10 protein-coding genes are annotated in these 15,161 nt (G+C 50.0%); 4 read left to right on the forward strand and 6 right to left on the reverse strand.

The window, feature by feature from the left end:
• Positions 1 to 136: 136 nt before the first annotated feature.
• The 4 genes from ykgH to betI all read right to left on the reverse strand — a co-directional run bounded on the left by ykgH (position 137) and on the right by betI (position 4,776).
• A complete protein-coding gene (ykgH, locus tag ACJHYR_RS17095; RefSeq protein ID WP_059327846.1) occupies positions 137 to 805 on the reverse strand; it encodes a protein YkgH in 669 nt (222 codons plus the stop codon).
• A gap of 195 nt (positions 806 to 1,000) precedes the next feature.
• Positions 1,001 to 2,689, reverse strand: coding sequence for a choline dehydrogenase (betA, locus tag ACJHYR_RS17100; protein ID WP_001159138.1), 1,689 nt, complete (start codon positions 2,687 to 2,689; stop codon positions 1,001 to 1,003).
• 13 nt (positions 2,690 to 2,702) lie between these two features.
• Positions 2,703 to 4,175: a betaine-aldehyde dehydrogenase gene (gene betB / locus ACJHYR_RS17105; RefSeq protein ID WP_000089106.1), complete on the reverse strand. Its 1,473-nt coding sequence runs from the start codon at positions 4,173 to 4,175 to the stop codon at positions 2,703 to 2,705.
• Positions 4,176 to 4,188: 13 nt separating this feature from the next.
• Positions 4,189 to 4,776, reverse strand: coding sequence for a transcriptional regulator BetI (betI, locus tag ACJHYR_RS17110; RefSeq protein WP_001305448.1), 588 nt, complete (start codon positions 4,774 to 4,776; stop codon positions 4,189 to 4,191).
• A gap of 128 nt (positions 4,777 to 4,904) precedes the next feature.
• On the opposite strand from betI, the gene betT reads away from it, so the two are divergent.
• From betT to ACJHYR_RS17125, 3 genes are all read left to right on the forward strand, one after another.
• Positions 4,905 to 6,938: a choline BCCT transporter BetT gene (betT, locus tag ACJHYR_RS17115; RefSeq protein WP_000131044.1), complete on the forward strand. Its 2,034-nt coding sequence runs from the start codon at positions 4,905 to 4,907 to the stop codon at positions 6,936 to 6,938.
• A 573-nt stretch (positions 6,939 to 7,511) separates the two neighbouring features.
• On the forward strand, positions 7,512 to 11,495 hold the full coding sequence (gene ehaA, locus ACJHYR_RS17120) for an autotransporter adhesin EhaA (RefSeq protein WP_072262391.1): 3,984 nt from the start codon (positions 7,512 to 7,514) through the stop codon (positions 11,493 to 11,495).
• A 141-nt stretch (positions 11,496 to 11,636) separates the two neighbouring features.
• On the forward strand, positions 11,637 to 12,725 hold the full coding sequence (locus ACJHYR_RS17125; RefSeq protein WP_000146391.1) for an EAL domain-containing protein: 1,089 nt from the start codon (positions 11,637 to 11,639) through the stop codon (positions 12,723 to 12,725).
• Positions 12,726 to 12,766: 41 nt separating this feature from the next.
• Here the strand turns inward: ACJHYR_RS17125 and ACJHYR_RS17130 are convergent, their stop codons facing one another.
• Positions 12,767 to 13,699: a LysR substrate-binding domain-containing protein gene (locus ACJHYR_RS17130; RefSeq protein ID WP_001084390.1), complete on the reverse strand. Its 933-nt coding sequence runs from the start codon at positions 13,697 to 13,699 to the stop codon at positions 12,767 to 12,769.
• Positions 13,700 to 13,790: 91 nt separating this feature from the next.
• Positions 13,791 to 14,288 (reverse strand): DUF1097 domain-containing protein, encoded by a 498-nt coding sequence (locus ACJHYR_RS17135; protein ID WP_001013882.1) that lies wholly within the window; start codon positions 14,286 to 14,288, stop codon positions 13,791 to 13,793.
• A gap of 257 nt (positions 14,289 to 14,545) precedes the next feature.
• Here ACJHYR_RS17135 and ACJHYR_RS17140 point away from each other — a divergent pair, with 257 nt between their 5' ends.
• Positions 14,546 to 15,151 carry an ankyrin repeat domain-containing protein gene (locus ACJHYR_RS17140; protein ID WP_000153102.1) on the forward strand — a complete coding sequence of 202 codons (606 nt, stop codon included), beginning with the start codon at positions 14,546 to 14,548 and terminating at the stop codon, positions 15,149 to 15,151.
• Positions 15,152 to 15,161 lie beyond the last annotated feature (10 nt).

Raw genomic sequence — 15,161 nt, forward strand, 5'->3', positions numbered from 1 at the left:
CTGTAAATATCCTGACATTAATAATGCCAGGATATTTACAGTGAAAAAGACAGGAATCCATTCCTGAAGACGGGCTCCCTTCCCGGTCATTGTCACTTCAGTTTTATACAGGCACTCTCTATCAGAATGCTGTTTATTACTGCCCAGAGTTTTGTTGGTATTCATCTACCATTTTTTTGACAAGACAAAACATTACAGAAATTACAATGCTTAGAAAAAATCTCAGAATCAGGCAAATGGCAGCAGGGTATTTATTTTTTATTTCTGGTGAGCTTATAGTGACACAGTCATCACCGTTCGGATACAATGACCAGTTCCTGGTCAGGTATATCATTTTTGTATAAAGCTCACTGTTAATTGCTGAAGGCGTTTGTATCTCATCAAGAACTTGCCTGCCATTATGGTATTCTGACGCATACCATTTGATAATAGACGCATGCACGCGAGATATTTCCACTTCAGCAGTTGGTAAATCTCTCTTATCTCCTGACCATTCCAGCTTTATTTCTCTGTTCTTGACATCTGGGCTGGTGTGAAAAAATGTAGTAATTCGCTGTATAACATCTTCAGTCATTGTGGTCTGACAGGCAAAGTTATTATTGCTATCACAGTTAACAAGTATGCCTGGTGTTGTCTGATTTATTTTTAGGCTGTAACTCACTTTTATATTATCTTTATTGATATACAGAAATAAAAGCACCATTGCCATACAGATGGCTATAATAAAAAGGATAACACGAATCTTTTTCTTCAGATAAAATAAAATCTCAATCAGATCGATATCCTGTTTGATTTGTTCATTCATAATATATCCAGAAAATGAAATCTGTCGCAGATAAGGTTGTATTAATAGTCTGTATCAGGAATGTTCAGGGTAAATATCAGCAAAAAGCCAGCATCATGAATACTGGATATGAAGCATGAGAGTTACCTCAGTGTTTTATATAAGGATTCGGTCCTCATAGTAGAACGGTAACTCTCAATCTGATAGGTTCCTGAGTTAGTTCAAATCACGACTCATTTTTTTCGCTCTTACTGGCATCCCATTTGCCACAAAATATCTTGCCGTGCTCCTCGGCAACGCTTCTTGCCCGCGAATCATATCCGCTATTTTCTCGCCAATCATAATCGTCGTGGCGTTCAAATTGCCGGTGATAATCTGCGGCATAATCGACGCATCCACCACACGCAGGCCTTCTAACCCGTGTACGCGGCCTTCGGCGTCAACCACTGCCATCTCGTCATAACCCATTTTGCAGGTACCGCACGGATGAAACGCGGTTTCGGCGTGGTTACGCACGAACTCATCGAGCTGCTCATCCGTCTGACATTCCGTGCCGGGGCTGATTTCGCGGCCACGGTATTGATCCAGCGCGGGTTGATGCATGATCTCGCGGGTGATGCGAATTGCGTCGCGGAACTCCTGCCAGTCCTGCTCGTGCGACATGTAGTTAAACAGAATCGCTGGATGCTGGTGCGGGTCGCGGGATTTAATCCGCACATGCCCACGGCTTGGCGAGCGCATCGAGCCGACGTGGCACTGGAAGCCGTGCTCTTTCACTGCATTCGAGCCGTTATAGTTAATCGCCACTGGCAGGAAATGGTACTGAATATTCGGCCACGCAAATTCCTCACGGCTGCGAATAAATCCGCCTGCTTCAAAGTGGTTGCTGGCACCAACGCCGGTGCCGCCAAACAGCCACTCCGCACCGATTTTCGGCTGATTCCACCACTGCAGGGCAGGGTAGAGGGAAACCGGTTCTTTGCACTCATATTGCAGATACATCTCCAGGTGATCCTGAAGATTTTCGCCGACGCCAGGTAATTCATGCACCAGCGGAATATCAAACTCCGCCAGCAGTCCAGCGTTGCCGACGCCGGAGCGTTGCAGGATCTGCGGTGAAGCAATCGCGCCTGCACATAACAGCACTTCTTTATTCGCCGCCGCGCGGGTCGGAATGGTGCTGTCGCCTTCCAGCCACTCGACGCCCACCGCGCGTTTGCCGTCAAAAATGATGTGATCGGTCATGGCGTGAGTACGAATGGTCAGGTTAGGGCGCGATTTGGCCTGATCGAGATAGCCACGCGCGGTGCTGGCGCGACGGCCATGCGGCGTGACGGTGCGATCCATCGGGCCAAAACCTTCCTGCTGATAGCCGTTGAGATCGTCCGTGCGCGGGTAGCCCGCCTGCACGCCCGCTTCAATCATCGCTTCAAACAGCGGATTGACGCCGGGTTTGGAGGTGGTGACGCTCACCGGGCCATCACCGCCGTGGTAGTCGTTCTCGCCCACATCGCGAGTCTCGGCCTTGCGATAGTAGGGCAGACAGTCGAGGTAGCTCCAGTTCTCCAGACCGGGTTCTTGCGCCCAGTTATCAAGATCCAGCGCGTTACCACGGATGTAACACATGCCGTTGATCAGTGATGACCCGCCAAGCCCCTTACCGCGTCCGCACTCCATGCGACGGTTATTCATAAACGGTTCGGGCTCCGTTTCATAGGCCCAGTTGTAGCGTTTACCCTGTAGCGGGAATGCCAGCGCGGCGGGCATCTGGGTGCGGAAGTCAAAGCGATAGTCCGGGCCGCCTGCTTCAAGCAGCAGCACGGTTGTGTTCGGATCTTCAGTCAGACGGGTAGCGAGGACGTTGCCGGCTGAGCCGGCACCAATAATGATGTAGTCAAATTGCAAATAAACCTCCTGGTTAGAATATGGACTGGAATTTAGCCATCTCAACCTGGATGGACTTCACCTGGGTGTAACTCTGGAGCGTCATCACGCCGTTCTCGCGACCAATGCCGGAGTGTTTGTAGCCGCCAACGGGCATCTCAGCAGGGGATTCGCCCCAGGTGTTGATCCAGCAAATACCCGCTTCCAGCTGATGAATGACGCGATGCGCGCGGTTCAGGTCCGCCGTCACGATGCCCGCCGCCAGGCCGTAGTCGGTATCATTGGCGCGGCGAATCACTTCGTCCTCAGATTCATAAGTGAGAAGCGACATCACCGGACCGAAGATCTCTTCGCGCACGATGGTCATTTCGTCGCGGCAATCGGTGAACACGGTCGGTGCAACCCATGCGCCGTTATCGAAGCCATCGCCTTTCAGTACATCGCCGCCGCACAGTACGCGCGCGCCTTCCTCTTTGCCTTTGGCGATGTAACGCAGCACGTTATCGCGATGCGGGAAGCTGACCAGCGGGCCAAAGTTAGTTTGCGGATCGAAAACGTCGCCCGCGCGAATGCGCTCAACGCGCGCCAGAATCTTTTGTTCAAATGCGGCTTTGCATTTCGCCGGAACGAAGACGCGGGTGCCGTTGGTACACACCTGACCGGAGCTGAAGAAGTTCGCCATCATGGCGATATCAGCGGCGAGATCGAGATCTGCATCGTCGAAAACGATCAGCGGCGATTTACCGCCCAGTTCCATGGTCACTTCTTTCAGGGAGGAAGCTGCCGAGTTAGCCATCACTTTTTTGCCGCTGGCGACACCGCCGGTAAATGACACTTTGGCAATGCCCGGATGATCGGTCAGATATTGCCCGGTCTCCGCGCCCACGCCCGGCAACACGTTAAATACACCGTCCGGCAGGCCCGCTTCGCTGTAAATTTCAGCCAGCTTTAACGCGGTAAGCGGGGTGACTTCGCTCGGTTTGAAGATCATTGCATTGCCTGCCGCCAGCGCCGGGGCGGATTTCCACAGGGCAATCTGGATCGGGTAGTTCCATGCGCCAATCCCTGCCACTACGCCCAGCGGTTCGCGGCGGGTATAGACAAATGACGTCTCACGCAATGGGATCTGGCTGCCTTCCAGCGACGGGATCAGCCCGGCGTAGTACTCGAGCACGTCCGCGCCGGTAACGATATCGACGGTTGAGGTTTCCGAATACGCTTTTCCGGTGTCGAGGGTTTCCAGTTTTGCGAGTTCGTTATTGCGTTCACGCAGAATATCAACGGCCCGACGCAGAATACGCGAGCGTTCCATAGCGGTCATCGCCGCCCAGATTTTTTGCCCCTGTTGGGCACTCTTCACGGCGCGATCGACATCCTCACGCCCGGCGGCCTGCACGGTCGCCAGCACGTTACCGTTGGCCGGGTTAATGGTCTCGAAGGTGCGACCGCTGGTGGCGGAGGTATAACCACCATGTATATAAAGCTGCTGTTCTGCCATTCGGGACATCACGTCTCCTCGGTTAATCGGTGGGTAAATGCTGAGTAATAAAGTGACGGGTCAGCGAGTGTGCGAGAGGTTTATCCAGCGGTTTGCCGCTCAGTGCCGCGCGCAGCCATAATCCGTCAATCAGCGCGGCAAGGCCGTAGCCCGCTTCCTGTGCCTGTTGGCGCGGTAACTCGCGGTGAAATTCGCTCACCAGATTCGACAACAAGCGGCGGCTGCTCACCTGCTGCAAACGGTAAAGCATCGGCTGATGCATACTGCTGGCCCAAAACGCCAACCAGGCTTTCATCGCAGCATTACTGACCTGCGATTCATCGAAATTCCCGTCAACAATCGCCTGTAATCGCTGCTCTGCACTGCCCTGCGGAAGTGCATGTAATCGATTCAAAACCGCGTCACGCAGCTGACTGGTGATATCGCGCATGGTTGCTTCCAGCAGACCATTTTTGTCCCTGAAATAGTGGCTGATGATCCCCGTAGAAACGCCTGCACGGCGGGCGATCTGCGCGATCGTTGCATCGTGCATGCCCACCTCATTGATTGCTTCCAGCGTGGCGTCGATCAGTTGTCTGCGCCGGATCGACTGCATCCCCAATTTGGGCATTTTCGCCACTCCATTCATCAGCGTTGTTTATCTATTAAAGCGGTTATTGATTGGACGTTCAATATAAAATGTGTCTTAATTGTTACGAATTTGATTTTAAATGGTAACAATAACAGTGGGGATACTGGATGACAGACCTTTCACACAGCAGGGAAAAGGACAAAATCAATCCGGTGGTGTTTTACACCTCCGCCGGACTGATTTTGTTGTTTTCCCTGACAACGATCCTGTTTCGCGACTTCTCGGCCCTGTGGATTGGCCGCACGCTGGACTGGGTCTCTAAAACCTTCGGTTGGTACTATCTGCTGGCGGCAACGCTCTATATTGTCTTTGTGGTCTGTATCGCTTGTTCGCGTTTTGGTTCGGTGAAGCTCGGGCCAGAACAATCCAAACCGGAATTCAGTCTGCTGAGTTGGGCGGCGATGCTGTTTGCTGCCGGGATCGGTATCGACCTGATGTTCTTCTCCGTAGCCGAACCGGTAACGCAGTATATGCAGCCGCCGGAAGGCGCGGGTCAGACGATTGAGGCTGCGCGTCAGGCGATGGTCTGGACGCTGTTTCACTACGGCTTAACCGGCTGGTCGATGTATGCGCTGATGGGCATGGCGCTCGGATACTTTAGCTATCGTTATAATTTGCCGCTCACCATCCGCTCGGCGCTGTACCCGATCTTCGGTAAACGGATTAACGGGCCGATTGGTCATTCAGTGGATATTGCAGCGGTAATCGGCACCATCTTCGGTATTGCCACTACGCTCGGTATCGGTGTGGTACAGCTTAACTATGGCTTGAGCGTACTGTTTGATATTCCCGATTCAATGGCGGCGAAAGCGGCACTGATCGCCTTGTCGGTGATCATCGCAACGATCTCTGTCACCTCCGGTGTCGATAAGGGCATTCGTGTGTTATCGGAACTTAACGTTGCGCTGGCGCTGGGATTGATCCTTTTCGTGCTGTTTATGGGCGACACCTCGTTCCTGCTTAATGCGCTGGTGCTGAACGTTGGCGACTATGTGAATCGCTTTATGGGCATGACGCTCAACAGTTTTGCCTTCGACCGTCCGGTTGAGTGGATGAATAACTGGACGCTCTTCTTCTGGGCATGGTGGGTGGCATGGTCGCCGTTTGTCGGCCTGTTTCTGGCGCGTATCTCGCGCGGGCGTACCATTCGCCAGTTCGTGCTGGGCACGTTGATTATTCCGTTTACCTTCACGCTGTTATGGCTCTCGGTGTTCGGCAATAGCGCGCTGTATGAAATCATCCACGGCGGCGCGGCATTTGCCGAGGAAGCGATGGTCCATCCGGAGCGCGGCTTCTACAGCCTGCTGGCGCAGTATCCGGCGTTTACCTTTAGCGCCTCCGTCGCCACCATTACTGGCCTGCTGTTTTATGTGACCTCGGCGGACTCCGGGGCGCTGGTGCTGGGGAATTTCACCTCGCAGCTTAAAGATATCAACAGCGACGCCCCCGGCTGGCTGCGCGTCTTCTGGTCGGTGGCGATTGGCCTGCTAACGCTCGGCATGCTGATGACCAACGGGATATCCGCGCTGCAAAACACCACGGTAATCATGGGGCTGCCGTTCAGCTTTGTGATTTTCTTCGTGATGGCGGGGTTGTATAAATCTCTGAAGGTAGAAGATTACCGCCGTGAAAGTGCCAACCGTGATACCGCGCCGCGACCGCTGGGGCTTCAGGATCGCCTGAGCTGGAAAAAACGTCTCTCGCGCCTGATGAATTATCCGGGCACGCGTTACACTAAACAGATGATGGAGACGGTCTGTTACCCGGCAATGGAAGAAGTGGCGCAGGAGCTGCGGTTGCGCGGCGCGTACGTGGAGCTAAAAAGCCTGCCGCCGGAAGAGGGACAACAGTTGGGGCATCTGGATTTGTTGGTGCATATGGGCGAAGAGCAAAACTTTGTCTATCAGATTTGGCCGCAGCAATATTCGGTGCCGGGCTTTACCTACCGCGCACGTAGCGGGAAATCGACCTACTACCGGCTGGAAACCTTCCTGTTAGAAGGCAGCCAGGGCAACGACCTGATGGACTACAGCAAAGAGCAGGTGATCACCGATATTCTCGACCAGTACGAGCGGCACCTTAACTTTATCCATCTCCATCGTGAAGCGCCGGGCCATAGCGTGATGTTCCCGGATGCGTGATTGTTATTGCATAAAACCGCGCCATGTCTGCATATGGCGCGGGAATCATTGACTCGCTGTAAAAAATTATGCATATATTATATATGATTGTCATGTCATATCCTGAAATTCCTCTTGTATCACTTCATGATTTTATATTTTATTAATTAACTATTTTATTTTGTATTAGCTGAATGGATTCAGTCCTATAGAGTTATATATTTATTAATAAGACGATTCTTATATTTGGATACCTAATAAGAGTTACCACTTTTACCGTCTGTATATTAAATGTATTTCTCCTGCTTTTGTTTATATTTTGAGTTGATTTGAGTTCCTGGATACATATAATGCGCAGGTATTAGAGACTGGGGGGGAATGTAATGATAAAGTTAAGAGTGTTAACTTAAAATAAGTTTTAAGTAATAACTTTCTATTTTATTACCCTCTGAACTACATACTCAGATATGTGGTTGCCAATGCTATGCAAAATTTTTGAATTTTTATATGCGATGAACAGTAACCGGAATGGCATTTAATGCGTTGCTGTTTATGCAATCTTGGTTTTATTTGGATGTATTGCTGGAGATTGTGATGAATAAAATATATCGGCTAAAGTGGAACAGGTCCCGTAACTGTTGGAGCGTCTGCTCTGAGCTGGGGAGTAGAGTAAAAGGAAAAAAGTCCCGGGCTGTTTTAATTAGCGCGATAAGTTTATATTCATCTCTGGCACTGTCTAAAGATATCGCTGTAAGTGAAGATTACACAGCTGTATTCGGTAAAGATAACCAGACTATTGATTACCGTATTTCAGTGACCGACAATGCCAATCTGGTAATCAATGCGACAGATACTTCCCGTCCGCGTCTGACTCTCGCTTCTGGTGGTGGGTTGGATATTACCGGAGGAAAGGTAACAATCAATGGCCCACTTAACTTTTTGCTGAAAGGTACGGGGTTCCTGAATGTCTCCAATGCTGGCAGCGAGTTATATGCTGATGATTTGTATGAGTCAAACTCAGGCATGAGACATGATCAAGGCTATTTTAATGTCTCCAATGGCGGCAAAATCCATGTTAAGGGCACCAGTCGTCTGACTTATACGCAGGGGAATGTAAGCGGCGAAGGTAGTCAGGTAAATGCCGGGACCTTCTTTATGGGCGTTTACGGCGGATATGGCGGTAATCAGTTCCTGTCGGTTAATAACGGTGGTGAAGTTAATGCTCGTGAACATATTAGCCTGGGTTATTACGACCAACGTTCTGATACAACATTAGTCGTATCAGATGGAGGTAAAATATCCGCACCGAAAATTAGTTTAAGCACCAACTCTGAGTTAGCGTTAGGGGCACAGGAAGGAAGTGCTGCGAAGGCAGCAGGGATTATTGATGCAGAAAAAATTGAGTTTGTGTGGGCAAAGACATCCGATAAGAAAATCACCTTAAACCACACGGATAAAAACGCGACTATTTCCGCGGATATTGTCAGTGGCAGCGAGGGCCTGGGCTATATCAATGCGCTCAATGGCACGACTTACTTAACCGGGGATAACTCTGCCTTCAGCGGTAAAGTCAAAATTGAGCAAAATGGCGCTTTGGGGATCACCCAAAATATAGGCTCTGCAGAAATCACCAACCGCGGGAAATTACACCTGAAGGCTGACGATAGCATGACCTTTGCCAATAAGATTTCTGGCAACGGTACAATAAGTATCGACAGTGGGACAGTGACGCTGACCGGCAATAACTATGCATTCAGCGGATATATTGATGTCGCTTCTGGTGCTGTCGCGGTTATTTCTGAAGACAAGAACATCGGCCGTGCAGAACTGGATGTTGATGGCAAACTGCAAATCAATGCCAATAAAGATTGGGTATTTGATAACGATCTTGAAGGTAGAGGCATTGTTGAAATAAACATGGGGAATCACGAATTCTCCTTCGATGAGTTTGCTTATACAGACTGGTTCCAGGGTTCACTGGCGTTCCAGAACACGACATTTAACCTGGAAAAGAATGCTGAGTTTCTGCAGAAAGGCGGGATCACTGCGGGTCAGGGAAGCCTGGTAACAGTGGGTAAGGGCGCTCACTCCATTAGCACTTTGGGATTCTCCGGCGGAACCGTTGATTTTGGTGCCCTGACAGCTGGTGCACAGATGACAGAAGGGACCGTCAAAGTCAGCAAAACGCTGGATTTGCGTGGCGAGGGTGTGATTCAGGTTTCTGACAGTGACGTTGTCCGCTCAGTATCTCGTGATATTGACTCTGCGTTATCGCTCACTGAAGTCGATGATGGTAATAGCACCATTAAGTTGGTTGATGCGCAAGGTGCGGAAGTTCTGGGCGATGCGGGCAATCTGCAATTGCAGGATAAAAATGGGCAAATCCTCTCCAGCAGCGCCCAACGTGATATTCAGCAGAATGGGCAAAAAGCGGCCGTCGGCACTTACGACTATCGTCTGACGAGTGGGGTAAACAATGACGGTCTGTATATCGGTTACGGCCTGACCCAGCTTGAATTGCAGGCTACCGACAGCGATGCTCTGGTGCTGAGCTCTAACGGTAAAAGCGAGAATGCCGCCGATCTCAGCGCAAAGATTACCGGTAGTGGTGACCTGGCATTCAGCAGCCAGAAGGGTCAGACCGTATCGCTTTCTAACAAAGACAACGACTATACCGGTGTTACCGATCTGCGCAGTGGGACGCTTTTGTTGAATAACGATAACGTGTTGGGTAATACCCATGAACTGCGTCTGGCGGCAGAGACTGAACTGGATATGAATGGTCACAGCCAGATCGTGGGCACGCTCAATGGCAGCGCCGATTCACTGCTGAGCTTGAACGGCGGGAGTCTGACGGTTACCAACGGGGGCAATTCATCCGGTTCGTTAACGGGGAGCGGAGAGTTGAATATTCAGGGCGGCACGCTGGATATCGCGGGCGATAACAGCAACCTAACGGCGAATGTGAACATTGCTAATTCGGCTAATGTCCTGGTAAGTCATGCGCAGGGATTGGGTAGCGCAAACGTTGAGAACAACGGTACCCTGGCGTTGAATAATAGCGCTGAAAAAAGAGCGGCTGCGTCTGTGAATTACACCCTGGGCGGCAATCTGACCAACAACGGTACGCTGATGACCGGAATGTCAGGACAGCAAGCTGGCAATGTGTTAGTGGTGAAGGGGAACTACCACGGTAATAACGGTCAACTAGTAATGAATACGGTACTGAATGGCGATGACTCAGTAACCGATAAATTGGTTGTCGAGGGCGATACTAGCGGCACGACTGCCGTTACGGTGAATAACGCTGGCGGTACAGGTGCGAAAACCCTTAACGGTATCGAACTTATCCATGTTGACGGTCAGTCTGAGGGCGAATTTGTTCAGGCTGGGCGTATCGTTGCGGGGGCATATGACTACACTCTCGCGCGTGGACAAGGGGCAAATAGTGGTAACTGGTATCTGACCAGCGGCAGTGATTCTCCTGAACTGCAGCCGGAGCCAGACCCGATGCCGAATCCGGAGCCAAACCCGAATCCAGAGCCGAACCCTAACCCGACACCTACGCCGGGTCCGGATCTGAATGTGGATAATGACCTACGACCGGAGGCGGGTAGCTACATTGCGAACCTTGCAGCAGCGAATACCATGTTCACCACGCGTCTGCATGAGCGTCTGGGTAATACGTACTATACCGACATGGTGACGGGTGAGCAGAAACAAACCACTATGTGGATGCGCCATGAAGGTGGTCATAATAAATGGCGTGATGGCAGCGGCCAGCTGAAAACCCAAAGCAATCGCTATGTTCTGCAACTGGGAGGCGATATCGCGCAGTGGAGCCAAAACGGCAGCGACAGCTGGCATGTTGGGGTCATGACGGGATATGGCAACAGCGACAGCAAAACCATTTCCTCGCGAACTGGTTATCGTGCTAAAGCGAGTGTGAACGGATATAGCACAGGCCTCTATGCCACCTGGTATGCCGATGACGAGTCGCGTAATGGCGCGTATTTCGACAGTTGGGCGCAGTACAGCTGGTTTGATAACACAGTGAAAGGGGATGACTTACAAAGTGAATCCTATAAATCAAAAGGATTTACCGCTTCACTGGAAGCTGGATACAAACACAAATTAGCTGAATGTAATGGCAGCCAGGGAACGCGTAATGAATGGTATGTTCAGCCGCAAGCACAGGTTACCTGGATGGGAGTCAAAGCCGATAATCACCGCGAAAGCAACGGAACCCTCGTTCATAGCAACGGTGATGGCAATGTTCAAACCCGACTTGGCGTAAAAACCTGGCTGAAGAGCCACCATAAAATGGATGACGGTAAATCCCGCGAGTTCCAGCCGTTTGTAGAAGTGAACTGGCTGCATAACAGTAAGGATTTCAGCACCAGTATGGATGGCGTGTCCGTCACTCAGGATGGAGCCCGAAATATTGCTGAGATAAAAACCGGGGTGGAAGGACAGCTAAATGCCAACCTGAATGTCTGGGGGAATGTGGGCGTTCAGGTTGCCGATAGGGGATATAATGACACCTCTGCAATGGTTGGCATTAAGTGGCAATTCTGATCTGAATAATGAGTAAAAGGAGAGAGAGCCGAACGGGAGATAATTCGGCTCTCTGTGTCATTTTCTTGCAGCCAGCTTTATCCGTCAGAGTGAAGACTCGCAGATTTAGCTGGCGCACAAGATTTAATCAAGGTGTGTTCAATGGCTTCGCATGATTTGAGTGTTTTTTTGGAAGAGTTCGGGGCAACGGTGAATTTGACGTTGCCTGGTATCGTGTCCGAAAAAGAACGGCTTTTACTCAAGCTGCTAATGGAGGGAATGTCGGTTACAGAAATCTCACAGTACAGAAATCGCAGTGCAAAGACAATTTCACATCAAAAGAAGCAGCTGTATGAAAAACTAGGCATCCAGAGTGATATTACCTTCTGGCGGGATATCTTTTTTCAATATCATCCGCAAGTCATCAGTGGCACGGGAAATAAAAATAATTTTTATATTCCTGATAACCGTTGTCACCATATCGTCACGCCTGAAGCCATCAGTCTGGCGTTGGAAAACCATGAATTTAAACCGTGGATCCAACCGGTTTTCTGCGCGCAGACTGGGGTACTGACGGGCTGTGAGGTGCTTGTCCGCTGGGAACATCCACAAACGGGAATTATCCCACCGGATCAGTTTATTCCTCTGGCGGAGTCATCTGGTCTTATCGTCATAATGACTCGCCAGTTGATGAAACAGACTGCGGATATTCTGATGCCGGTAAAACATTTGCTGCCGGACAATTTCCATATTGGCATCAACGTCTCGGCGGGTTGTTTTTTGGCTGCGGGATTTGAAAAAGAATGCCTGAACCTGGTTAAGAAATTAGGTAACGATAAAATCAAACTGGTTCTCGAGCTAACGGAACGTAACCCTATTCCGGTAACGCCAGAAGCCAGAGCGATATTTGACAGCCTTCATCAGCACAACATTACCTTTGCGCTGGATGACTTTGGTACGGGTTATGCGACCTATCGTTACTTGCAGGCGTTCCCGGTCGATTTTATTAAGATCGATAAGTCATTTGTGCAAATGGCGAGCGTGGACGAAATATCCGGTCATATTGTGGACAATATTGTCGAACTGGCGCGTAAGCCTGGTCTGAGTATCGTGGCGGAAGGGGTAGAAACCCAGGAGCAGGCGGATTTAATGATCGGCAAAGGCGTTCACTTTTTGCAGGGCTATTTGTACTCTCCGCCAGTACCGGGTAATAAATTTATCTCTGAATGGGTAATGAAAGCAGGTGGTTGATGTAAACCGCTATTCACAGCGCATCGGGAGGTTGGCAGCGATTAATTCTCCCGATGCAGTAAATCCTGATAGATCCCCGTTAATATGCCATTTGGCGAAAATTGTTTTTTAATCCACTGCGTCACCTGACCGGTGGCAGAGTGCTGGGTCGCCAGTAACATGCGTGAATCCTGGCGCGGATTATGGATTTGTCGGGTAACCAGCAGGGATTGTGCCATCGCCTCGCGGACCATGTAATCCGGCAAAAAACCAATTCCTTCGCCTAAAATCTGGCACTGACATTTGGTGTTGAAATCTGGCACCAGAATCGACTCCTGCCCATGCAGCAACCAGCCCACTTTTTTATTAATCGTATGCGCGGTGTCCTCCACCATAATATTAGGGTAGAGACGCAGCTGGCTTTCGGCGATGGGTTCCGGCACAAAGGCTAATGGGTGATCCGGGGCGATAGCAAAAGCCCAGCGAATTGCGCCAATCTCCGTGTAATCAATGCCGCCGCCGTCCAGCAGTGTGTCGGGCGCGCCGATAGCAATATTCGCCTGATTATTAATAATCGCATCCCAGACGCCGTTATACACTTCGGTCGTCACGGTAATCTGGCAGGTTGGAAACTGCTTTTTCAGTACCTGTAATAAGCGTGCGGTGTGTTTGGGCGTATAAAGCAGTTGGTTAATACAAATGCGCACCCGTGCTTCTATACCCTGCGAAATAGTATCGATGCTGCGTTTGATGGCGTGAAAATCATTCAGCAGGTCGGTAGCTTTGCGGAAAAAATAACGCCCGGACTCCGTTAACTCAATGCTTCGGGTACTGCGAGTGAACAGCACCACATCCAGCCCTGTTTCCATTCGCTTGATGGTGTAGCTAATGGCGGAAGTGGTTAAACCCAACTCTTCTGCGGCTTTACTGAAACTGCCAAAACGCGCAGCGGTAGTAAATGCCAACAGATTCTCTTCGGTAAAAATTGAGTTCATTAAACCATTCCCGCCATTATCGAATATGAATTTCTCCAGTCATGACTGTAGAGGTATCGGTTAAAGATAGATAATCATTTTTGAATAACTTTTAATACCCGTCGCGTTTAGTCGTCGCTTCGCTTAATTTTTGTCCGCCATATTCTGAAATTATCCCCACGCAGTTACCCGCCAGAAAACCCAGTAATGTCACCGTCCAGTTCATCCCGCTGGCAAAAAATAGCGTCATGCCGAGAAAGCCTCCGGGAATAAAAGACAATAAACCGAAACGTCCTTGCCAGACCACCACCGCCGAGAAGGGTACAGTCATAATCACGCTCGCCCAGAACGTGGACAATCCACTCACCGAGGCCAGCCAACCGGCAGCCAGCGCGGCGAAAAACGCCCACACCATCCCGGAATAATTAACCGCCAGGCTTCTGATAAACCCCGATTTACCGCCGCCTGCGGCATAAAAACTGCAAAAGGCGACGAAGCCAATAGTTCCTAATAATTCCCATCCCTGAGAGAGCCCGACATGTGAAGACACTAACTGCCAAAGCCCTGCACAAATACCGACGGTGACACCCGTTGCCGTGAGTCCGTTCATCTTGTTCCCCTCTGGTTAGACATGGACGAAAGCTACTCTTACATGTGCAGACTATAGAGAAATAAAACCTGATTGAGTGAAAGGGTATCGGGTCAAAGAAACAAATATTGCACTACCGCACACTGCGAAAAGATTGTTGAACATCATTCAACAAAAAGGCGAAATACGGCGAATTAAATTTAAGCGGGTTCTTTTATCAGATTATCGTTGCTATTCTCAATTCATCGAAAACAGCCACAAAAATCAGGGGAATGTGAATGACTATAAAAAATCTACCTGCCGACTATTTATTGGCTGCGCAACAGGGTGATATCGATAAAGTAAAAACCTGCCTTGCGCTGGGTGTCGATATTAATACCTGCGATCGTCAGGGGAAAACGGCAATTACGCTGGCAAGTTTATATCAGCAATATGCTTGCGTTCAGGCATTAATTGATGCCGGAGCAGATATTAATAAGCAAGATCAAATATGTTCAAATCCTTTTTTAATTAGCTGCCTGACCGGCGATTTAACCCTGTTACGGATTATTTTACCGGCTAAACCTGATCTTAATTGCGTCACCCGTTTTGGCGGTGTCGGCCTGACGCCTGCCTGTGAAAAAGGCCATTTAAGTATTGTAAAAGAGCTTTTGGCGCATACGGAGATTAACGTTAACCAGACCAACCATGTTGGCTGGACGCCGCTACTGGAAGCAATCGTGCTTAATGATGGCGGGATTAAACAGCAGGCGATTGTCCAGTTATTGCTGGAACACGGTGCCAGCCCGCACATGACGGATAAATATGGCAAAACGCCGCTGGAACTGGCGCGGGAACGAGGCTTTGAAGAGATTGCTCAGTTGCTGATTGCGGCAGGTGCATAAACCGGGAGGC

The sequence above is a fragment of the Escherichia sp. WS1450 genome (assembly GCF_046487395.1).
GTDB classification, from domain to species: domain Bacteria; phylum Pseudomonadota; class Gammaproteobacteria; order Enterobacterales; family Enterobacteriaceae; genus Escherichia; species Escherichia coli.